The organism is Idiomarina tyrosinivorans (assembly GCF_003987475.1).
GTDB classification, from domain to species: Bacteria; Pseudomonadota; Gammaproteobacteria; order Enterobacterales; family Alteromonadaceae; genus Idiomarina; species Idiomarina tyrosinivorans.
Window position 1 is genome coordinate 293,649 of record NZ_PIQH01000001.1, and the last position, 21,059, is coordinate 314,707.

The following is a 21,059-nucleotide window of genomic DNA, read 5'->3' on the forward strand; positions in this document are numbered from 1 at the left end:
TTAGCCCTGGCGCAAATAACGTAACTGCGGAAAATCTTCTTCGTGTTTTAATAATGCGCCGTATAGAGACTGGCGTTGTTCGTCACTCATCCATTCTCTCAACTGCCCCGGCTTCGGGGGGTCTAGTAACAACAACTTCAACCAATCAAGCAACTCAGAGGTGGATGGCTTTTTCTTCAAACGCGGCAACTCCCGGATTTGCACAAATAGGTCCAACGCCTCAGTCACAAGTTGCTGTTGAATATTGGGATAATGCACCTCAATAATTTGCCGCAGCGTTTGTTCGTCTGGAAATTCAATAAAGTGAAAGAAACACCGCCGCAAGAACGCATCCGGTAACGCTTTTTCGTTATTAGAGGTGATAATGACGATAGGCCGTTGCTGAGCGGTAACCGTTTCTCCAGTCTCGTAGACATGAAACGCCATTTGATCGAGCTCATGCAGCAAATCATTGGGGAACTCAATATCAGCTTTGTCGACTTCGTCGATCAGCAATACCGGCCGCTGCTTTGCCGTGAACGCCTGCCATAACTTACCGGGCTTAATGTAGTTAGCGATATCATGAACCTTATCGCTACCCAGTTGGCTATCGCGCAGGCGAGAGACCGCATCATACTCGTACAACCCTTGTTGCGCTTTAGTGGTAGATTTTATTGACCAGTGCAGTAACTCAGTGTCCATCGACCGCGCTAACTCCTGCGCCAAACGGGTTTTACCCGTGCCCGGCTCGCCTTTCAATAATAACGGCTTCTCAAGCGCGACGGCTGCATCCACGGCTAACTGCAGAGCGTTAGAGACAATGTAGGTATCAGTACTGGAAAACGACATATCACCACTCCTTATATTGCGAGCGGCTTATGATGCCTGAAAAGCCGGTCTAGCCCAAGCCCCTATTGTTGGCTAAGACTAAACCACCAAGGTTGGGTAGTCTGTTTTGCGTCGAGGTTTAGTGAGGGGTCTGACAACTCAATCACGTGCCGGTCTGCAAGTCGTAATCGTTGGAGCCGTTGACGATAGAACTGCTCAAACAAACGTTCATACTCACCGTTTGCATATAAGCCGAGTAAACCCTTTTTTATCCGTTGCGCGAGTTCTGGATTGCCAGCGTTTACGTAAAACCAATCGGCTAGCGGGTAATGAACAATAATTTGGCTAGCATCAACAATGCCTAAGTTCGGAAACTCTTGACGTTCAGCCCCTACTTCCATCACCGAGCGACTCAACACATCAAAACGGCCATTGGCAAGCATTTGATAAAGGCTTTTGTAGTCGGCGGCAGACTCTACGGCAGCAAAGTAACGCTCCATCAACGGACGCTCAACCCAATCGCTGCCAAACCCAGTAGAGAACTGGCGCAATTGGTTGGCTGTCCTTACCTTATTTAAAGCGGCTACGTGTTCTTGACGGGTCAACAAAATACGCCAACCTAACAACCCCTTGCGAATTGGAAAGTCGATCGCAAACAACCCATTCTCATGGCGATAAGCGGAGGCCATGACCGCTACGTCAATGGTATTTTCCCGCAATGCTCGCAATAATCTGGATTGGGTCATACGCACGGGAAAACGCTCGACCTTTATCACATCGTTAGTAGCTGCTGAGTGGCGCAGCGCAGCGTCCAACAAAGTATAGGCAAAGTCGCGTTGTAGTGTGTCAGTTGACGAGGTGAGATTTATGGTAACGCGTAACGACTCAGCGGCCGCAGTCGGTAGCCATACCCAAGCGAATAAAATGCCTATCATCAAATAGTTACGCATTTACTTTACTCCCAGCGCGTTTCTTTAAAGCTGGCATAGCCGACGCAAAAGTCAATTTTTATTTACTGGTCACCCTTTTGTTGGTTGGCGTCGAGCGCGTCCGCTGCTTGGATTAATATCCGTGCAATATCCTCTCGCACAAACGGTTTTGTCACATAGTTATCCATTCCCGCTCGCAGCGCTTGGGTTTTGGTTTCAACAAACGCATTGGCAGTCAAGGCAACGATATAGGGCTGTTTCAGCGGCATGTCACGAATCATTTTGGTTGCCTGCAAACCATCGAGCTCAGGCATGTGAATGTCCATAAACACCACATCAAACGGTCTTTGCTGCAATAGCTCAAGCGCTTCTGTCGCGTTATTTGCAAGCTCACATTGCTGCTGCAACGTTTTCAACATTTCACTAATAATCAAGCGATTCACTGAGTTATCATCAACCACTAGGCAGCGCATAGGTGGTAGCCTTTCCAGCCCGACAAACGTTGGATCAGCCAGTTCGTTTTCCGCCATCGCTGAGCTCGGAAGCGTGACGGTGAATGTTGACCCTTCACCTAGGCGACTATCAACACGAACCGTTCCATTCATTAGTTGCACCAAATGGCGGACAATTGCGAGCCCCAGACCGGTGCCAGATTGCGCTTGATCGATACCAGAGCGTTCTTGCTCGAACAGCTGCCAAATGCGGCGCGTATCCTCAATGCCAACACCACTGTCTTTAACCGTAACAACCAACTCACCTTTCTTATGGTTGTTATCCTTTTGCCACCCTGCAACAACCTCAACTTCACCGTTCTCGGTAAATTTAATCGCGTTGTTAATGAGATTACTCAACACCTGCAATACCCTTGCTTTATCCAGCAATAGTATTTTAGGCACTTCAGTGTTGACTCTAATACTCAGCTTGATGTCTTTGGTTACTGCAGTTTGCGCGAAAAGTGTTTGCAAATGGTCGAATATGGCTACAACATCGCTGCGCCCGCGATGAATCCGCAATTGCCCTTCCTCCGCCCGAGTGAGGTCGAGCACATCATTTAAGGTATTCAATAAGTAACCGCCGCTCTCCTTAATGGTAGCAACCAAGTTTCGCTGGTTAGCATCGAGGTCGGTATCCTTCAGCACTGAAGCAATACCTAAAATACCGTGCAATGGGGTACGAATTTCATGCGACATGTTCGCGAGAAACACGCTTTTCGCATGGGCCGCTCTTCGCGCTTCCATTTCAGAATGCTTTTGCGCACTAATATCGGTCAAGGTGCCAGCAAAGCGCGTAGCTTTGCCACTGCTGTCCCGCTCTATCACCTTGCCACGGTCCAATACATATAGGTAATGGCCATCACGGTGGCGAAGACGATGCATGCTCTCATAAAAGGGCGTTTCGCCATCTCGATGCGCCCTGACTAATTCCCACACTCTGTCATAGTCATCTGGGTGCAAGCGACTCGACCAAGAATCCACGTGATCGCCTAGCTCGGCAGTGCTGTAGCCGAACATCTGTGCCCAACGTTCATTAAACAGTACCTGCCCTGACTGAGGGTTCCACTCCCATGTCCCCAGTCGCGTTGCATCTAGCAGAAGTTTGAGGCGATTACGTTCTAGTTCGAGCGCCAACTCAAGTGATTTACGTTCAGTAATATCAATAAGGTAGCCAAACATATTGCGGCGGGAACCGTCTTCGTAACGGTCAATTAACGTGGTGTCAGAAACCCACACCCAGTGTCCGTCAGCATGACGAATACGATAGTCGCTGTGATTAACCGATTCACGGGTTAAGTCGGCAACTGCATCGGCCGCCTCAGCTCGAATCCTGTCATAATCGTCTGGATGCACTAAACGTTTATAGTCGACTCGCTGTGATTCAAAGTCTTCTTTACTGTAACCAATCAGCTCTACCACGTTCGGCGAGGTATAGCTTACCGGCCAGTTCGGTCCGTCCGCCCAAACCATCAGTGACATCTTACTGCCGACTGAAAACAGTCGTGTTATATCAATTTCTGAGAGCTTCATAACGTGTATCTATTTGCCGATTGAAGAAAATAGTGACAACAGTTTGCCCTCTACGGAGCTTGATGTACACTGGCAATAATCTGGGTCATTTTATTGGATTATGACGGAAACTCAGCAGCCTAAAAAAATGGACGTTAGCCGTTGGCAGGAAGCACTCCTGACCCAGCTTGAGCAACTTGAGCAGCAAGTTGAAAAGTGGCGCGCCGCTCCAACAAAAACAGTCAGAGGCCCTAACTTCTGGCACAAGGTGGCTGTGCACTATTACTTGCAGGCGGCGGAAAAACTCAAGCAACAGCAAATGTTCGAGGCTGCAAAATACTTCCGCCGAGCCGCCATGCTCGGGCATCCAAAAGCGATGAGTTATTTAGGGCAAATGTTCTTACAAGGCGAACATCTGCCACACAGCCCGTTCCATGCCTATTGTTGGCTAACCTTAGCGAAATTGGCCGGTGAGCAAAGCGCTGCAAGCGCGCTCGACAAACTCACACCGCAACTCACCGCACATGAGATCAATGCAGCATCTCGGCTCGCAGCAGATCGTTTCGAATTGATTGCAGACGCAAGCTTCCAAATGCTCTAACTACGCCGTCCATTGTTCGACGCGATGACGAATTGTTCCGCTTTCTACTGCCTCGGCAAACTCATCCGCTAACCGTTGTCCTTGCTCGACGGCTTGTTTCCAATAACGTTTACGCTCAGCCACAGGCAGCTGTGCAAAATCTTTGCGATCTGGAATTTTGCCGTAAGGTAAGCTCGCTAGGAATTCGTCGGTCGGCGTCAACAGCACTACATTCGGCCACCGCTCGCCGTAGGTGCGACGCCAACGCAAGTGCTTATCGAACCAACCGGGCACAACCTGCTGAGAAAAGTGTGGGTACAACACGAGGCCGTTAACCTTAGAGAGGTCGACATCAAAGTGGTAGTCGGTAATGCCGCCATCCCGATAAAGTCCCGCCGGTGCCCCAGGAATATTTTTCACACCATCAAGTACCAGTGGAATAGCGCCGGTTGCTAATAGTGCCGAGCGAAAATTTTCATGGGTTAAGCTAACAAACTGGGTGTTAAACTCTGTCCAGCCGCGCATAAACCCGCAATCTGATGCCGGGTGATGGAAAATCACTCGTTGGTAAAACGCTTTTAACCACTGCCGGTTAACGCTGTTTAGCGAGGCAGCGGCCAACAACCCCAATGCCTGGCGTCGGTCTTCATGAGCTGACCAGCCGCGGCTTCGAGCAACAATCATATGCTGCCGCACTGCGGTTTGTCCGAGAATTTGACTGACGGCATGCTGCGGCACATATTTCTCTAATAACGCGACCGCTTCAGCGGTAATTTCATGGCGGTCGGGGTTAGCGCTGTATTCTTGGGTCCGATAGAGCTGACAAAATCGTTCACTGGCTTCAACCGGATCATCCTGCCCTAGTGAGGCAAAACGCCAAGCGCCCGCCGACGTTCCAAGCGTATCAAGTGGTGTTTGCCGTTGCGCGAACCAATCACCAAATAAGTAGCGGTCGAGGCGCTGTAAAACAAACCATTTGGGGCCGCCTGAGGCACCTAAAAGCAGTTTTACATCGTCTGCTTGTAGGCCTTGTTCTTTAATCTGCTGGTAAGCCTGCTTACCCGCGCGAATGCTCAGCATTGTTCCTTTCATCAATGAGTTCCCTTTCACAAACACATAATGACCCTTGGTCAACTATATAAATGACCCATGGTCACATTTGTTTTTTGCGTTCTGCTAGCCAGCCTAACAGCAGAAAAATACCAACCACGACAAAGCCAAGGTAAATACTTGGAATCTTTGTCAGTGCACTGGCGACAACGGGAGTCAGTGCAACCAATAATAAACCGTAACCAAAGGCACACACCAACACAAATATGATTGTTCGCACAATAAACGCAGCGTTCGCCACTTGTTTGCGAACAAACGCATTAACGTCATTGCCGTAAATCACCAGAAGTGTCGCCAAAATCATCATCGAAATATTGTGAATATAAGGTTTTAACCACGCGGCAAAACTTAACGCAAACTGCTCCATTAACTTGGCTCCATGGAATTTTCAGAGTGGCAGTATACGAACTTTCGAACGCGCTCGCATCCCTCGCATAGCACCGCAGATGGTGTTAGCATTAAAAGCCATAGTTAAAAGCCGAAATTGGAACCCACTGATGAAAGTTATTTCATTCAATATCAACGGCATTCGTGCCCGTCTCCACCAATTACAAGCATTGATCGATAAACACCAACCAGACGTGATTGGGTTACAAGAAACAAAAGTTCACGATGACCAATTTCCCATTGAAGACGTTGAAGCCATGGGCTATCACGTTGCGTTTCATGGGCAAAAAGGTCATTACGGCGTAGCTTTACTCAGTAAGACGCCGCTGCAAAATATTACACGCGGCTTTCCCAGCGATGAAGAAGATGCGCAACGGCGAATGATTATGGGTGATTTTGCCATGGAAAATGGCGAAACCGTGCGCGTTCTCAATGGCTATTTCCCGCAAGGCGAAAGCCGAGACCACCCAACCAAGTTTCCCGCAAAAGAGCGCTTCTATCAGGACTTAATGAAGTATTTAGAAAACGATTTAAGCCCTAAGCAGCCGGTCATCATTATGGGCGATATGAATATTTCCCATACCGACGATGATATTGGTATTGGTGAGAGTAATGCTAAGCGCTGGTTACGCACCGGTAAATGTTCTTTCTTACCAGAAGAACGAGATTGGCTGAACCGCCTGATAGATTGGGGTTTGGTCGATACTTTCCGGCAACAAAATCCTGAGATCACCGACCAATATAGCTGGTTTGATTATCGATCGCGCGGATTTGACGACAACCGCGGCTTACGCATCGACCTCATTCTAGCAACGAAGACCTTGGCTGAACAATGCAATGACAGCGGTATTGATTACCCGTTACGAGGCATTGAAAAGCCGTCCGACCATGCGCCTATATGGTCGTCTTTTGCGGTGAAGTAAAATGCTATTCGCTTCCGCACTGCCTTGGATAGTTGCTGCTTGCATTATTATGCTGGCAGTGCGGAAGGCGTTTTTCCCTTGGCTACGAAATAGTCGGCTATTTCAACACCTGTTTTTTGGCACGACGGCGGTTACCGCCTTTATCTGGAGCTTCCACGCCAGCATTGCCAACGGATTAGCGTTTCACTTCTTATTGCTAACCAGCATTACCTTAATGCTCGGGTTCAGGGCGGCGCTGCTTGTAGGTGCTCTGGTGGTAACGCTTTATGCATTGTTTATTGGTTTCGAACACGGTGATTGGGCACAACATTTTCTGGCCTTAGCCGTTATACCGGCCGCCGTTACCTACGTTGCTTACGCCTGGATTTACCACCATTTACCACGCCATCCGTTCGTTTACATTTTTCTTAACGCTTTTATTGCCGCGGCAATAAGCCTGCTAATGGCTCAAGTTGCACTAGCACTGTTAATTTTTTGGCAAGGCGCGTTAAATTGGGAACAACTGTGGCAGAATTACCTATCAATTACCCCGTTGCTAATGTTTCCGGAAGCCTTACTTAACGGCATGGCAGTCACATTAATGGTGGTCTATCGTCCCAATTGGTTAGCCACGTTTAGCGACAATACCTATCTAAACGATTAATGTTCGTGTGGCGGCAGCGTATCTAACGCTCGCCGCAGTATACGCGCTAAATCCATATAGGTTGGCTTAGCTTGTTGTGGTTGCGGAACCTCGCCACCACTGCTTCGCAGCTTTTGCTGCAGCTCTTTGTACCAACGGATTAAGTGTGGTTGTAACGGTTGCTTCGACCGCCAACCTAACCAGACTAAACCTTGCAAAGGTAAACTCAGCATCACTAAAGACATTATCAAGCCTTGTGAAAGCTGCTCTTTAGGCAACCACTCTAGGTAAGCAAAAACATTCATCACCGCAATGGCGGGGATCCACTTTATCCCCAACTGGGTCGCTGGAACCACCCGAGATTCGGTCATTGTCGCCACCACCGAATGCTGCGGCCATTGTGTTAAGTAACGTGAGCCATCACGCAGAAGTTTCCACATAAACTCATAACCTGCCTAAAAAAACGCCGTTATGATCATAAAATAGACCATTGTACGTTATTCGAACTAAACCAATAAAGCTTATAAAAACAAACGGTTACAGTCTTATTTTCGGCTAGTTCACAAACATATCCACAGATAATGTGGATACTGTTGAAAGCTTACCAAAGCTTTGCCACTATAGCTCAAGATTTCTGACCGTTTTTGGCATTCATCGTCATGCAATTGTTCGCTCCCGTTAACGGCCGCCTTTGTCCGCCGACATCTCACCCTAGCGCCATTATTCGTCATGGTTTTGCTGGGCAAGGCATTACTCTAACGGTTACCGGCAATGAGATTTTCGCCCCCTGTGACGCGACCATCATACAGAGCTCTGCTGCTGGTCACTATTGGCTATTGCAAACTCCACAAGGAGACAGCGTAACGCTGCTCCTGGGGCAGGTAGAACAATTGCATCCCGCTTGCCAACGGCGTGAAAGCACTCGTAACGTCGAACATATCGCTCAGGGTGAATTGCTTGCTCGCGTCAACACCAGTGTTTTGCGGAGCCTTCCGGCAGCCGCACAGTGTTTAGCAATCTATTGCGATAATCCTCATTGGCAATGGCAAAATATTAGCCGAATTAGGGTCGGAGAAAAGGTTGCACAATTTGAAGATGGAGTGGTTTAAATGATTACGATGTATGGTATTGCTAACTGCGACACCGTTAAAAAGGCACAAAAATGGCTAACGGCTAACGACATCGCGTTTGCGTTCGTTTCCTTCCGTGAACAACCGTTAACGTCTGAAAAGGTCAATCATTGGTTAACGACACTTGGCGTGGAGAAACTTATCAATAAGCGCAGTACTAGCTGGCGCCAGTTGAGTGAAGAACAAAAACAACAAACCGATGCTTCCGCGTGGGTAGATACCATCATTGCTCAACCCACATTGATTAAGCGGCCGCTGCTCGAGTTGGAAGATGCTACCCTAATCAATGGATTTTCGGAATCAGTATGGCAACAGCAACTGAAATGACACAACATCCGACACTGCGCTTAGCCCACGAACTGTTGGCTCGCGCATCGATTACGCCTGCCGATGAAGGCTGCCAAACCGTCATCGCTGAACGCTTACGTGCGTTGGGTTTTAGTACTGAAACGATGGTATTTGAAGATACCACCAACTTATGGGCACGCACCCAATCAGACAAACCCGTTTTCTGCTTTGCTGGCCATACCGACGTTGTACCAACAGGCGATCCGCTTAGCTGGCGATTTCCACCGTTTCAACCGACCGAGCATGACGGATATTTATATGCCCGTGGCGCCGCGGACATGAAAGGAAGCCTTGCGGCGATGATTGTCGCCACAGAGCGTTTTATGGCCGAACATACTGCATTGCCTTTCGATATTGCCTATTTGATTACGAGCGATGAAGAAGGACCGTTTATTAATGGCACCAAACGGGTTATCGAAACCCTGCAGCAACGGCAACAAAACATTGACTGGTGTATTGTTGGCGAGCCCTCTTCTACCCACACTATTGGTGATATCGTCAAGAACGGGCGCCGTGGTTCATTATCGCTGTCATTAACCATTATCGGCCAGCAAGGTCACGTCGCATATCCGCATTTGGCGGATAATCCAGTGCATCGCTTTGCGCCCTTGTTGCAACGGTTGGTGTCTGAGCATTGGGATAATGGCAACGCATTTTTTCCAGCCACCACCTTTCAGATCTCCAATATTCATGCTGGCACAGGCGCCGGCAACGTTATTCCGGGGGAGCTCCAAGTTGAGGCAAACTTCCGCTTCTCCACCGAAGTGACCGCAGAACAGCTCCAGCAGCGCGTCGAAGCGTTGATTGCCGAGGCGGGTATAACGGCGAAATGTCAGTGGAAACTGAATGGTGAAGCTTTTGTTACTGAAGCTGGGGTGCTGCTGGACATCGTTCAGCAGAGCATTAGTCACTGCACCGGTCAGCTACCGCAGCTGTCCACAGCGGGTGGCACCTCAGACGGACGCTTTATTGCCCCAACTGGCGCTCAGGTTGTGGAGCTGGGTCCAGTAAATGCCACCATACACAAAGTGAATGAGTGCGTTAAGATAACCGATCTTATTGCCTTAACCGATATCTATTATCAGGTATTAAAAGGGTTCTATGCTCAACTTCGATGAACGCTATGGTTTAGCAACCACCCATCTGCAGCCCGTGACGGGTGATCAGCAATTGCACTCAGCGGCCATTGAAGCCTGGCAGCAGATGCAGCGTGATGCTCAGCAACAAGGTGTTGAGCTCGCAATAGCGAGCGGTTACCGGAGTTTTCAACGGCAGGCACAAATTTGGAACGCCAAGTGGCAAGGGCAGCGCACCTTGCTCGACCAACAGGGCAAACCACTTGTTAACGAGCAACTGAGTGTTGGTGAAAAATTAGCGGCAATTCTGCATTGGTCTGCCTTACCAGGGCTTAGCAGACATCATTGGGGTAGTGATTTTGATGTTTACGACCCACGCCCATTTGCCGACGAAACGCGGCAATTGCAATTGGTACCGTCAGAGTACGTTGATGATAACGGCCCCTGCTACCAAGCTTGGTGTTGGTTGCGGCAACATGCTAAGCACTACGGTTTTTTCTTCCCTTATGCGCGTTATCAAGGCGGTGTTGCAAGCGAACCTTGGCACCTGAGTTACCGAGCGGTATCAGTGCCAACGTTGAAGCAATTATCAGTAGCGGATTATCGTCAGGTTTTAGCGGCTCAGCCGATTGCCGGAATGGCAATTATTGTTGAGCAACTGCCAGAAATTTTCGAAAAGTACGTTAACAATATATGTGAGGACGACGGATGGACCGATATTTGGTGTGGCTACTCGTCGCCTTAGTGGTCGGCGTGGTGGTAAGTAATATTATGGTACTGAAATACGCGGCCAAATTTAAATGGCCCGGGCAACAGAAGTCTCAGTCGCCCGAGCAGAAAGATTCAAAGGTCGAGGATTAAAGCGATACGCCGAGGCGTTTTGCCACCTCTTCGTAGGCCTCGACTACACCACCAAGGCCTTGACGGAAGCGATCCTTATCGAGCTTTTCACGGGTTTCTTTATCCCATAAACGGCAGCCATCGGGGGTGAACTCATCACCCAAGACGATATCGCCGTTGAATACGCCAAACTCTAGCTTGTAATCGACCAGCAATAAACCTGCATCTTCAAACAGCTTTTTCAATACGTCGTTAACTTTGAACGTGAGCTGTTTCATGGTCGCGATTTGTTCAGCGGTCGCCCAACCAAATGCCTGAATGTGGTATTCATTCACCATTGGATCGTGCAGTGCGTCGTTTTTCAAGAAAAACTCAAACGTTGGTGGATTCAACGTTTTACCTTCTTCGACACCCAAACGGCGCACCAAAGAGCCCGCCGCAATATTACGCACAACGCATTCAACTGGAATCATATCGAGCTTTTTCACTAACGACTCAGTGTCGCTCAGCAATTCGTCAAGCTGCGTTGGAATACCCGCCTGCTCCAGTTTAGTCATAATAAAATGATTAAACTTATTGTTGACCATTCCTTTACGGTCTAATTGTTCAACTTTCTCACCGTCAAACGCTGAAGTGTCGTTGCGGAACGCTAACACTAGGCGTTGTGGATCGTCAGTTGTATAAACCGTTTTTGCTTTACCTCGATACAGCTCGTCACGTTTTTGCATAGGGCTCTCACTCACCAGTTACATCTTGCTTTGCGCTTTAATTGCCGTCGATAGACCTTGGAATACTTTATTAATCCAAGCGCTATCTACCACTTTGTCGTTATACCAAACAGTTACCGAGACCCGCGTACCTTGCTCAATCATACGGAACTCATACTCACCTTCAGCGATACCATAATCGGCGTAGTCGTCGCTGCCAAAGGATAAGAATCCTGAATCTGGCTCGGCATAGTCCGTGTAGTAGACACCCGTTTCACGGTTTAAGTCAGAAACCACAAAGCCACTTTGATTCAATGCAGGCTCCAACACCGACCAGGCGCTATCGAAATCAGAGTCGATAATGTACGCGGGTTCGCCGTCTGCGTTAAAGCCACGTTCAACATCTAAACCATTTTTTAAGCGCGTTTTTAAGTTTAACTGATGCTCGCGGTTAACTTCTGAAATAATATCATTCAATAACGTCGCGGCAGCATTGTGCTTAACATATTCGTCAGCTACAGCCTGCGGCCCGTGGTGCTGAAAATTCTCTGCACTAATGACGATCTCGGTCGACCGACCATGCGCCGCTGTGTCGAACTGGATAACAAAGTTCATCGTTGAACTATTTGGAAAGCTTGACGCATCTTTAACAAAGGTGAAGTACGGTTGATTGTCATCGGCAATTCGCGAGATATAAGTCGCTCGCCCAGTACGAATCTGTTTAAGCATTTGCTGTTCATCAACCGCAATATCAAGCCGATCCAACACGGTTTCCGTTGCGCCCCAAACGAATCCCGCAATTGAATCACCCATTCCATCGACTAAGTCAAAACTGGCATCAACTGCTCCGTCTGTCTCGCTCGTTTGCGAACCTAAGGCTAAAGGACGCACTTGGACTGGTGCCATAACGTTCACGTCATCACCAATGGGTGCGTTGTTATTCGAAGGTTTAGGAATGTTGTAGTCGTCACGAGTATTTGGAGCGGCTAAGCCTTTGGCAATCTTAAGGTCTGGCAGTTGTTGTTCCGTTACGTAATCGGCTTTTCCTTGCACCTGCTGTAGGTCGGTACTACTACACGCGCCAACTATAGCGCTTAAGGCTACAATAACCGCCACTTTACTCAACTTCATGATTGCTCCTGGACATCAATTAAATGCGCTCGCTCTAACACTCTACGGATTTCTGCTTGGTGTCCTTCCGTTGGCGCGGTTAGTGGAAGCCGATAATTCGCTTGTAACCACCCCATCAGTGCAAGGGCCCATTTTACGGGGATAGGATTAGATTCGATAAATAACATTTGGTGCAACGGCACTAATTGTTTATCAATGGCTGCAGCGCGCTCAGCGTCACCGGCACAAGCTGCATCGACTAATGCCTTCATTTGCTCAGGTGCAATATTAGCCGTGACACTGATAACACCATCGCCACCAGCCAACATAAAATCTTTACTGGTAGGATCGTCGCCACTCAGGAGAATGAACGACTCTCCACAACGCTGGCGCAATTGCTGAACGCGTTCAACATCACCGGTCGCCTCTTTTATGCCCACAATATTGTCGATTTCAGCAAGACGTTCGACGATATCGGGTGTCATATCTGATGCCGTTCGGCCGGGAACGTTATACAGGATTTGCGGCTTATCTGAAGCGGCGGCACAAGCACTATAGTGCGCCAGTAAACCATCAGGCATGGGCTTGTTGTAGTAAGGCGTAACATTCAAAAAGCCGTCGATGGGGAGTATGCCCATGCGCTCGGTAAGCTGCACCGCTTCAGCGGTAGAATTTGAGCCATTACCAGCAATCACACCGATCCGCCCGGCGCTAATTTCTGTCACAGCTCGAACAACATCGATATGCTCATCATGGGTTAGGGTCGTTGATTCGCCAGTCGTGCCCACGGCAACGATAGCATCGGTACCAGCTCTTATATGTTGCTCGACCAGAAACTCAAGTTCGCTGTAATCGATATTTCCATATTTCGTAAAAGGGGTAACTAGTGCAACTATGCTGCCCTTAAGCATACAGACTCCGCTATTATTTTTGGCTGACAATGGTAAAGCTAGGCACTGATAAACACAAGTGTCAGAGCACAAACTGACGAAAAGGTTCACGGTTTTTTATTATTCATTTCTCCGCTATTATACCACCGCTTTATCACTAACTAAGGCAGGCCTTGTGAACCAGCAACTAATTGTGACTGCGATGGGCGAAAATCGCGCCGGTTTGGTGAGCGACCTTACCCAGTTGATCCACCAACAAGGTGGTAATATCGTTGATAGCCGCATGGCTCAGTTTGGCGAAGAGTTTCTGATCACGCTGTTGCTGGCGGGCGATCCTGCCATTATCGATCGTCTAGAGGTCATCTTACCCGGTGCTGCCGCAGAGATGCAGCTACTCACCATGACTAAGCGTACCAGACCACGCGCGCCAGTAAATTTAGCGCATATCGTCCACGTTAAATTGCAAGGTAACGATGCACCGGGCGTTCTCGCGGGCGTGAGCGCGCTACTGGCGGAAAGAGACGTAAACATCGTGACGTTGCGGAGTGATAGTATCGGCAAAGACAGTCAGCATCCGCTGCACATATCAATGAACCTTGACGTTCCAGAACGTACTAGCACTAACGATCTAAAACAGGCTCTGCAAGCGTATTGTGCGGAACAACAGATTCAATGTCGCTTTATCGAGACGGACAGTAGCGATAGCGACCACCCGAAGCGTTATCTTTAAGGAGTGTCTATGAATACTTTGCAGGCGGGCGACAAAGCCCCAAATTTCAAACTATTGGACGCCGAGGAAAACAGCGTCGAATTAGTCGAGTTGCTAAAACAACACCGCGTGCTGGTGTACTTCTATCCGAAAGCCATGACGCCCGGTTGCACCGTACAAGCGCAAAATCTGCGTGACCAAAAAGCGGCATTGGCTAAACACAACGTGGTATCGGTTGGCATTAGTCCTGATGCGCCTAAACGTTTGGCAAAATTCACTGAACGCGATGATTTGAATTTCACCTTGTTGAGCGACGAAGACCACAAAGTCGCGGAAGATTTCGGTGTTTGGGGATTAAAGAAATTTATGGGCAAAGAATACGATGGTATTCACCGCATCAGCTTTTTAGTTGATCAAGACGGCACCATCAGTCACGTATTCGATAAGTTCAAAACCAAGGACCACCATCAAGTTGTGTTAGACCATTTAGCTGACAACTAAGCCCAGCAAGCGCCCACAGTTGTTAAAAAACGCGTGGGCGCGCAGTCATTTAGTTTACCGCGCCTGAATCCACAGGCAGTGCTCTGCCAGCCCACGCCGTAATAATGGCCTTAACCAAGCTCGCTAACGGAATCGCGAAGAACACGCCCCAAAATCCCCAAATACCGCCAAACAATATCACCGCAGCAATAATGTATACCGGATTCAGGTTTACCGCTTCGGAAAATAGTAACGGCACAAGTAGGTTGCCATCTAACGCCTGAACCACTAAATACGCTAACACCACATACACAAAGTCACTGGTTAAGCCGAATTGAAACAGTGCAACTAATACAACTGGCAAGGTCACCACTGCTGCGCCAATGTAGGGGATCAACACAGACAAGCCAACCAACACTGAAAGCAACGCCGCGTATCGCAAGTCAAAGCTGATCAACACGATGAAAGTAGCAACCCCAACCACAGCAACTTCAAGTGCTTTACCGCGAATATAATTCATAATTTGAATGTTCATTTCGCTGCCGACCTGGGCGATCAGTTGTCGGTTTTTAGGTAATAGGTAGCTCATGTGGCGAAGCAGTACAGCCCTATCCTTCAACATAAAAAACAGCAGTAACGGCACCACAATCAAATATACCAATAATGCCATAACCGACACCAAGGAGCTTAGCGACGATTTGAGTATGCCCTCACCTAAGCCCATGACTCTGCGCTTAACAGCAAGCAGTAGTTCATTAATTTGACCTTGGTCAACAAAACCTGGAAACATTTCCGGCAACTTATGCAGCCACACTTGTAAGTCGGCAAACATATCCGGTAATTCGGCAATTAAATTGACACTTTGCTGCCAGACCACTGGCACGAGAAACAGCATCAAGGCAATCGCCACACCAATAAACAAGGTGAACGTGATAACCACCGCCGAAAACCGTGGAATCCCTACTTGCATTAATCGTAATACCGGCCATTCCAATAAATAAGCCAAAGCGACAGCGACAAGAATGGGAGCCAGCAATCCGCCAAAAAATACAATCAACAGGACGCCAACTATCACTAACAACAATAGCGTGTTTGCATTAGGATCTGAGAACTTACGCCTACACCAAGTTTTAAGTGCGTCCCACATAGCGGCTGTCCATTTTAAAAAAAGTATGCTGGCATAATACCAGCGCCATTTCCAAGAAACAGTAAAGAACGAGAAAAAGGAACTCTTTTTTACCTTGCTGTTCAAAATGCTATGCTAAAACGCAATAAATGACTGATTGGCTGTTCATGAACACAACTCGACTCTTACTTATCCTGTTTTGCTGCTCATCGTATGTACTGGTTTCAAGCCCTAGCAATGCGCAGCAACGTCAACAACTTCCTGAAATAGGAACGACTGCCGCAGCAGTTATGTCAATCGAAAAAGAGAAACGTGTTGGCGAAATCTACATGCGGCAAATCAGGTTAGCTGCGCCATTGATCTCAGATCCTGTATTACAAGAGTATGTCTCTGGGATCGGCCAGCAGTTGGTTCGAAACACCGATGGTGTAAAATTTCCATTTGAATTTTTCCTTATCAATCAGTCGTCCATCAATGCTTTCGCATTCTTTGGTGGCCATATTGGCGTGCATACCGGCTTAATTGCAGCGGCACAAACAGAGTCGGAACTTGCCGCCGTTCTAGGCCACGAAATAGCTCACATTACACAACGTCACATGATTCGACGTATGCAAGAACAACAACGGTCAACACCGCTAACTATCGCCAGTATGATTGGTGCTATTCTTCTGGGAATAGCAAACCCTGAAGCGGGGGCAGCGGGCCTTTACACGGCAGTTGGCGCATCTGCCCAGTCGCAAATTAATTATACCCGTGCTTACGAGCAAGAGGCTGATCGCATCGGTATGCAAACCTTATATCATGCTGGGTTTGACCCTAAAGCGGCGCCCAACTTTTTCGCCCGCTTAGCTGAGCAGTATCGTTATACTTCTAAGCCGCCGGAAATGTTGCTGACCCACCCGTTACCCGAGTCGCGTATTGCGGATACTCGCTCTAGGGCGGCGGCACTACCATCAGTAGACGTAGCGCCCAGCCTAAATTTTATGCTCGCTAAAGCCCGCGTCCAAGCACGTTATACGCACGACAAAAGCGCGTCTGAGTTTGCTCAAATGGCACAGTCGACACAATTATTTCAGCAGCGTGCTGGGCGTTATGGCCTTGCGATCATTGCGTTAGATAAGGGCAACCCACAACAAGCACAGGACTATCTTAAGCCGCTGTTAGACGATGACCCACAAAACGTTTTCTATCTTGACGTGGAAACTGACATATTGCTCGGATTGGGAGATGCGCAAGCGGCCCAAGATATGCTGCGCACCGCCTATGAACGACGCCCTAATGAACAGACCATTACCATGAATTTGGCCAATGCTGCGCTCAAAAACCATAACCCGCAACTGGCTATTGCAGTGCTACGGGACTATTTATTACACCATTCAGACAGCTATCTGGCGCAACAAATGCTGGTAGACGCTTATGGTAAAGCAGGGAATCTTGCCGCAATGTATGAGTCGCGCGCAGAGGTGATGGTCATGCAAGGACGGTATGACATTGCTATCGACCAACTACAAACCGCACATAACCATACCGACAACGATACCACCCACAACCGTTTGGATGGTCGTATTGAACAAATACGCGAACTGCGCCACCAAGCAGAGCAGCTTTAGGGCTATTTGCGTAGCGCCTGATTTAGTGATTCCACGGTTTGCTCACCCAGTAGTGGCCCAGTGACACTGCCATCGGAATGGACAATATAGGTCGCAGGTAGCATTTTGGGCCGTTCGAATGGGAATTTTGGCGCAGGATTCGGTAGCACCAGAGGGTAACCAATGTGGTGCTTGGATTTTAGCGCTGCAAGTTGTTGATTCGACATCGGGTCGAAGCTAACGCCAAAAAGCTTCACATCATCGCCCTTTTGTTGGTAAAAACGATTAAGCTCGGGAACCTCACGTAAACAAGGCGCACACCACTCCGCGAAAAAATTGACCACCACCGTTTTTCCTTGTAACTGTTGCCACTGATAGCTTTGTTGGTCATCAGAATGAAAGTCGGCTTGCGGCTGACAGCCGCTAATTAACAGCAGAAAACACAGCGCAATTGTTTTGTTAAGGTTCATGTTATTCCTCGGCTAAGGTAAGCTATAGGCTTTCCCCATGGTAAAAGGAATTGATCAATGAACCAAGTCGTCATTTACCACAACCCGCGCTGCTCAAAAAGTCGCCAGACGTTGGCGTTATTAGAAAAAAAAGGTATTCAGCCAGAAGTGGTCGAGTATTTGAAAACGCCATTGGACGAAAGCCAAATTCGCGCATTACTCGCTAAGCTGGACCGCTCCGCGAGCGAGATAGTGCGGCGCAAAGAAGCAGAATATAAAGAAGCCGGTTTAACCGCAGACAGTTCCGAGCAACAACTCATTAGCGCCATCGCAAGCTATCCTAAGCTGCTGGAACGGCCAATTGTGGTTAACGGTGATAAAGCAGAAGTGGGACGTCCCCCTGAAGCGGTGCTAAATATCCTATGAGTTGCCGCATTGTCATTTTCTATTTCAGTCGCCATGGTGCCACTCAGCAACTTGCTGACGCAATAGCCGAAGGGGTAAGCAAGGCCGGCGCTGAACCGCTAATGCGCACCGTTGAGAGTGATAGCGAGGCAAAAAGTGCTCGCGATATCAGCATTAGCCGTGATGACCTGAAACAGTGCGACGGACTGATTCTCGGCAGTCCGACCCGCTTTGGGCACATGGCAAGTGGCCTGCAAAAATTCTGGGAGTCGACCAGCAGTGAATGGTTAGCGGGTGCACTAGAGGACAAGCCGGGAGCGGTATTTACCTCCAGCCAAAGTTTGCATGGCGGACAAGAAAGCACGCTCCTGACGCTGGCATTACCATTACTGCACCATGGTATGACCCTTGTTGGAATACCTTACAGCGAACCCGCCGTACAACAAACCCAATCTGGGGGTAGCCCTTACGGTGCTAGCCATGTTGATGGCATTTCCAATACACTCAGCGCTCACGAACGGCAATGTGCTATCCGCCTTGGCCAACGTGTGAGCCAAATTGCTAAGGCTATGCAGGAGTTACCTAAGCCATGACCGACCGCTCTATTGTGCCTGAAGATTTCCCAAGACGTGCCAAAATCATGCGCCGTTTAACCCTTATCAGCTATATTCCTCTGCTGCTGTTTGTGGCTTTTTGGCAATTTAGCACCCGTGAAGCTAGCCTCGGCCAATTGCCGACCTACCTTAGTGTTGTGTTGTGGGTTGTGCCCCTGTTACTGCCATTGCATGGCATCATTAAAGGCAAACCTTATACCCATGCTTGGGCAAACTTCATTTTGGTTTGGTACTTCTTGCATTCATTGACCACCCTTTACACCCATCCTGATGAGCGCGTTTTTGCTGCCATTGAATTACTATTAACCAGCTTGGCATTTATTGGGGCGACCGGTTATGCACGCTATCAAGGGCGCGTATTAGGCTTAGGACTGAAAAAACAAAAGTAGGATTAAATAGCCAACACTTGTTTGATAAAGGGAATGGTCAAGCGCCGCTTTTGTGCCATCGAAGCGCGATCTAAACGCTCTAAACACTGCATTAGGTCGCGCATATCGCGCCCCAAGCGCAATAGCATAAAGCGCGCAACCTCATCACCTAACTCCAGCCCACGTTGTTCCGCACGGACAATTAACGCTTCGCGCTTTTGCTCATCGGTTAACGGCTCTAAATGATAAGTCGCGGCCCATTGCAATCTTGATAACAAATCATTCAAGGCTGCCTGCAAATGTTGCGAAGACTGTGAAGCGGTGATCAATAATAGACTCCGACTATGGTCAGTTAAGCGATTAATTAAGGCAAACAGTGCCTCTGCCCACTGTTGCTGCTGTAACACTTCATCAATGTCATCAAGGCAGATCAGGTCGTAATGCTCGAGCCCCTCAAACATCGCCGGCGAGGCTTGCCCTGCCAGCTCCCTTAGCGGCATATACATTACCGTCAGTCGTTCTGCGGCGGCGGCACATAGCGCATGCAGTAAGTGAGACTTACCAGCAGCTTGCGCACCCCAAACCAAGCTCATGCGGGCACTGATGGAATCTTGCGGGGGTTGGTGCAACCAGTTTTTTAACATCGACAAGGTTTGCCCATTTGCCCCCTCTATGAAGGTAACAAAGGTTTCATCATCAGGAAGCTGCACCGCTAAAGCAAGCTGCTGCGGTCCAGCAGAGCGTGTTTCAGCCATCAATCGGACCACACATAGCGGTTTGCTGTAAGGGTTTCGGGCATTGCGAACGGTGACCGCTGATGCTGTGTTAAACGACCATCCAGATCGATTGCTTGATAGACCCGCTCGGCACTACCCAGTAGCCATAGTTTGAAGCGCCCTTGCTGATGACCGTATTGTTCCAATTGCACTCGTTGTACTGCAGCGATACTTTTCAAAAAACTTTCCACATTTAATACATCTGCCAGCGAATCTAATCCTTCAATTTCTACTATGAGCTGCGACGCTTCACCGGCGTCAGTGCGGACACTAAACTGTTGCGCCAAACGGTTACCAATGTCGTCCACTAACGGTACCGCCATATAATCTGGATCATTGCCTTTAATTTGCCCATGCAAGCGCTCGTTACCGATTTCTAAATACCAGTTTAGCCGCCAATTCGGCTGTTGCTCAGGTTGATACAGCAAGCGACCCACTACCACCCCATCAACATCATAGCGTTCGCTTGCACGGCGAATGGGGCTGATAAAACGCCCCCACACGTCGGTTAAGCTCACCGCCATAGCATCCCTAAGATCCATCAGTGGCAATGCCATGGGTACACCGCGAATGGTGGCTTGGTTACGCAACTGCTGGGTAAAAATCGATTCGCTGTCGCTGGCGAGAATTTTGCGTTCGCCATCACGGCTTTCGACCGCCATCCACAACATTAACTGAGGTCGGCGTTTACCCCATATGGGCAACTGTGCAGAACGTAATAACGCTGTTATTTTGGTCTCATCGAACTCAGCCTGCAAAAACGTCTGACCGTTATGTTGGGTATAAGCGTACTGAATCAAATAAGTATCAACATCCGCTAGGGCGCGATCAATTGCTGGCGCAACGTTATCCCAGTCACTGATATTACTCACCCTCGCCAACGTTTGCTTAAACGCTTCCCGAAGTGCGCGACTGCGCTCTTGCCCGGTCTGAGTATTCACCGATACTTGGCTTTTATAGAGATCTTCAAGAATTTCGGCATGTGCCGGCAGCGCTGTTACCACCAACAATGACGCGCAAAGTAAGTAACCGCAAAGGGCTCGGGTCAAACGCATGGATATCCTTTTGCTGAAAAAACGTG

The 21,059-nt window shown here is 48.6% G+C and carries 27 protein-coding genes; 14 read left to right on the forward strand and 13 right to left on the reverse strand.

Annotated features, from left to right (window positions below; genetic code table 11):
- From CWI84_RS01425 to CWI84_RS01435, 3 genes are all read right to left on the reverse strand, one after another.
- A complete protein-coding gene (locus CWI84_RS01425) occupies positions 1–828 on the reverse strand; it encodes an AAA family ATPase (protein ID WP_126840791.1) in 828 nt (275 codons plus the stop codon).
- A 62-nt stretch (positions 829–890) separates the two neighbouring features.
- The gene (locus CWI84_RS01430) at positions 891–1,757 is read right to left on the reverse strand and encodes a substrate-binding periplasmic protein (protein ID WP_126840792.1); all 867 of its coding nucleotides are present in this window, start codon (positions 1,755–1,757) and stop codon (positions 891–893) included.
- Between the two features lie 62 nt (positions 1,758–1,819).
- Entirely contained in the window at positions 1,820–3,760 is a 1,941-nt protein-coding gene (locus CWI84_RS01435; protein ID WP_126840793.1) for a PAS domain-containing hybrid sensor histidine kinase/response regulator, read from the reverse strand.
- Positions 3,761–3,860: 100 nt separating this feature from the next.
- Here CWI84_RS01435 and CWI84_RS01440 point away from each other — a divergent pair, with 100 nt between their 5' ends.
- Positions 3,861–4,340 carry an SEL1-like repeat protein gene (locus CWI84_RS01440; RefSeq protein WP_126840794.1) on the forward strand — a complete coding sequence of 160 codons (480 nt, stop codon included), beginning with the start codon at positions 3,861–3,863 and terminating at the stop codon, positions 4,338–4,340.
- Here CWI84_RS01440 and CWI84_RS01445 read toward each other — a convergent pair whose 3' ends face one another.
- Together CWI84_RS01445 and CWI84_RS01450 are read right to left on the reverse strand one after the other, a co-directional pair.
- Complete coding sequence (locus CWI84_RS01445; protein ID WP_198674464.1) at positions 4,341–5,411, reverse strand: alpha/beta hydrolase; 1,071 nt, start codon at positions 5,409–5,411, stop codon at positions 4,341–4,343.
- Positions 5,412–5,472: 61 nt separating this feature from the next.
- Positions 5,473–5,796, reverse strand: coding sequence for a DUF3392 domain-containing protein (locus tag CWI84_RS01450; RefSeq protein ID WP_126840795.1), 324 nt, complete (start codon positions 5,794–5,796; stop codon positions 5,473–5,475).
- A 130-nt stretch (positions 5,797–5,926) separates the two neighbouring features.
- Between CWI84_RS01450 and xthA the strand changes: the two genes are divergently transcribed.
- Positions 5,927–6,739, forward strand: coding sequence for an exodeoxyribonuclease III (xthA, locus tag CWI84_RS01455; RefSeq protein WP_126840796.1), 813 nt, complete (start codon positions 5,927–5,929; stop codon positions 6,737–6,739).
- A 1-nt stretch (position 6,740) separates the two neighbouring features.
- Entirely contained in the window at positions 6,741–7,382 is a 642-nt protein-coding gene (locus tag CWI84_RS01460; protein ID WP_126840797.1) for an energy-coupling factor ABC transporter permease, read from the forward strand.
- Here CWI84_RS01460 and yfbV read toward each other — a convergent pair.
- Complete coding sequence (gene yfbV / locus CWI84_RS01465) at positions 7,379–7,801, reverse strand: terminus macrodomain insulation protein YfbV (RefSeq protein ID WP_126840798.1); 423 nt, start codon at positions 7,799–7,801, stop codon at positions 7,379–7,381. The genes CWI84_RS01460 and yfbV overlap by 4 nt on opposite strands.
- A gap of 219 nt (positions 7,802–8,020) precedes the next feature.
- Here yfbV and CWI84_RS01470 point away from each other — a divergent pair, with 219 nt between their 5' ends.
- Genes CWI84_RS01470 through CWI84_RS11785 form a run of 5 tightly spaced genes read left to right on the forward strand, consistent with a single transcriptional unit; the run spans position 8,021 to position 10,776 of the window.
- Positions 8,021–8,470 carry a PTS glucose transporter subunit IIA gene (locus CWI84_RS01470; RefSeq protein WP_126840799.1) on the forward strand — a complete coding sequence of 150 codons (450 nt, stop codon included), beginning with the start codon at positions 8,021–8,023 and terminating at the stop codon, positions 8,468–8,470.
- Positions 8,471–8,818: a Spx/MgsR family RNA polymerase-binding regulatory protein gene (locus CWI84_RS01475; protein WP_126840800.1), complete on the forward strand. Its 348-nt coding sequence runs from the start codon at positions 8,471–8,473 to the stop codon at positions 8,816–8,818.
- Entirely contained in the window at positions 8,797–9,957 is a 1,161-nt protein-coding gene (gene dapE / locus CWI84_RS01480; protein WP_420843700.1) for a succinyl-diaminopimelate desuccinylase, read from the forward strand. Before CWI84_RS01475 ends, dapE begins: the two co-directional genes overlap by 22 nt.
- Positions 9,941–10,660, forward strand: a complete 720-nt coding sequence (locus CWI84_RS01485) for a M15 family metallopeptidase (protein WP_126840801.1) — start codon at positions 9,941–9,943, stop codon at positions 10,658–10,660. Before dapE ends, CWI84_RS01485 begins: the two co-directional genes overlap by 17 nt.
- Positions 10,661–10,686: 26 nt before the next feature.
- Positions 10,687–10,776 (forward strand): hypothetical protein, encoded by a 90-nt coding sequence (locus tag CWI84_RS11785; protein ID WP_241968704.1) that lies wholly within the window; start codon positions 10,687–10,689, stop codon positions 10,774–10,776.
- Here the strand turns inward: CWI84_RS11785 and purC are convergent.
- The 3 genes from purC to dapA are packed head-to-tail and all read right to left on the reverse strand — an operon-like array spanning position 10,773 to position 13,483.
- A complete protein-coding gene (purC, locus tag CWI84_RS01495; RefSeq protein ID WP_126840803.1) occupies positions 10,773–11,483 on the reverse strand; it encodes a phosphoribosylaminoimidazolesuccinocarboxamide synthase in 711 nt (236 codons plus the stop codon). The two genes, CWI84_RS11785 and purC, sit on opposite strands and share 4 nt — an antisense overlap.
- Positions 11,484–11,501: 18 nt before the next feature.
- On the reverse strand, positions 11,502–12,593 hold the full coding sequence (gene bamC / locus CWI84_RS01500; RefSeq protein WP_126840804.1) for an outer membrane protein assembly factor BamC: 1,092 nt from the start codon (positions 12,591–12,593) through the stop codon (positions 11,502–11,504).
- Positions 12,590–13,483, reverse strand: coding sequence for a 4-hydroxy-tetrahydrodipicolinate synthase (gene dapA / locus CWI84_RS01505; RefSeq protein ID WP_126840805.1), 894 nt, complete (start codon positions 13,481–13,483; stop codon positions 12,590–12,592). The genes bamC and dapA overlap by 4 nt, the downstream gene beginning before the upstream one ends.
- Before the next feature lie 154 nt (positions 13,484–13,637).
- Here dapA and CWI84_RS01510 point away from each other — a divergent pair, with 154 nt between their 5' ends.
- The gene (locus CWI84_RS01510; protein WP_126840806.1) at positions 13,638–14,192 is read left to right on the forward strand and encodes a glycine cleavage system transcriptional repressor; all 555 of its coding nucleotides are present in this window, start codon (positions 13,638–13,640) and stop codon (positions 14,190–14,192) included.
- A 9-nt stretch (positions 14,193–14,201) separates the two neighbouring features.
- A complete protein-coding gene (gene bcp / locus CWI84_RS01515) occupies positions 14,202–14,672 on the forward strand; it encodes a thioredoxin-dependent thiol peroxidase (RefSeq protein ID WP_126840807.1) in 471 nt (156 codons plus the stop codon).
- A 49-nt stretch (positions 14,673–14,721) separates the two neighbouring features.
- Here bcp and CWI84_RS01520 read toward each other — a convergent pair whose 3' ends face one another.
- On the reverse strand, positions 14,722–15,798 hold the full coding sequence (locus CWI84_RS01520; protein WP_126840808.1) for an AI-2E family transporter: 1,077 nt from the start codon (positions 15,796–15,798) through the stop codon (positions 14,722–14,724).
- 146 nt (positions 15,799–15,944) lie between these two features.
- On the opposite strand from CWI84_RS01520, the gene bepA reads away from it, so the two are divergent.
- Positions 15,945–17,387: a beta-barrel assembly-enhancing protease gene (gene bepA, locus CWI84_RS01525; protein ID WP_126840908.1), complete on the forward strand. Its 1,443-nt coding sequence runs from the start codon at positions 15,945–15,947 to the stop codon at positions 17,385–17,387.
- A 2-nt stretch (positions 17,388–17,389) separates the two neighbouring features.
- Here the strand turns inward: bepA and CWI84_RS01530 are convergent, their stop codons facing one another.
- Complete coding sequence (locus CWI84_RS01530; RefSeq protein WP_126840809.1) at positions 17,390–17,836, reverse strand: TlpA family protein disulfide reductase; 447 nt, start codon at positions 17,834–17,836, stop codon at positions 17,390–17,392.
- 57 nt (positions 17,837–17,893) lie between these two features.
- Here CWI84_RS01530 and arsC point away from each other — a divergent pair, with 57 nt between their 5' ends.
- The 3 genes from arsC to CWI84_RS01545 are packed head-to-tail and all read left to right on the forward strand — an operon-like array spanning position 17,894 to position 19,223.
- Positions 17,894–18,241 carry an arsenate reductase (glutaredoxin) gene (gene arsC / locus CWI84_RS01535; protein ID WP_126840810.1) on the forward strand — a complete coding sequence of 116 codons (348 nt, stop codon included), beginning with the start codon at positions 17,894–17,896 and terminating at the stop codon, positions 18,239–18,241.
- Complete coding sequence (wrbA, locus tag CWI84_RS01540; RefSeq protein ID WP_126840811.1) at positions 18,238–18,813, forward strand: NAD(P)H:quinone oxidoreductase; 576 nt, start codon at positions 18,238–18,240, stop codon at positions 18,811–18,813. Before arsC ends, wrbA begins: the two co-directional genes overlap by 4 nt.
- On the forward strand, positions 18,810–19,223 hold the full coding sequence (locus tag CWI84_RS01545) for a DUF2069 domain-containing protein (protein WP_241968697.1): 414 nt from the start codon (positions 18,810–18,812) through the stop codon (positions 19,221–19,223). Before wrbA ends, CWI84_RS01545 begins: the two co-directional genes overlap by 4 nt.
- 2 nt (positions 19,224–19,225) lie before the next feature.
- Here the strand turns inward: CWI84_RS01545 and hda are convergent, their stop codons facing one another.
- Entirely contained in the window at positions 19,226–19,957 is a 732-nt protein-coding gene (gene hda / locus CWI84_RS01550; protein WP_126840812.1) for a DnaA regulatory inactivator Hda, read from the reverse strand.
- Positions 19,957–21,033 carry a DUF2066 domain-containing protein gene (locus CWI84_RS01555; protein WP_126840813.1) on the reverse strand — a complete coding sequence of 359 codons (1,077 nt, stop codon included), beginning with the start codon at positions 21,031–21,033 and terminating at the stop codon, positions 19,957–19,959. The genes hda and CWI84_RS01555 overlap by 1 nt, the downstream gene beginning before the upstream one ends.
- Positions 21,034–21,059 lie beyond the last annotated feature (26 nt).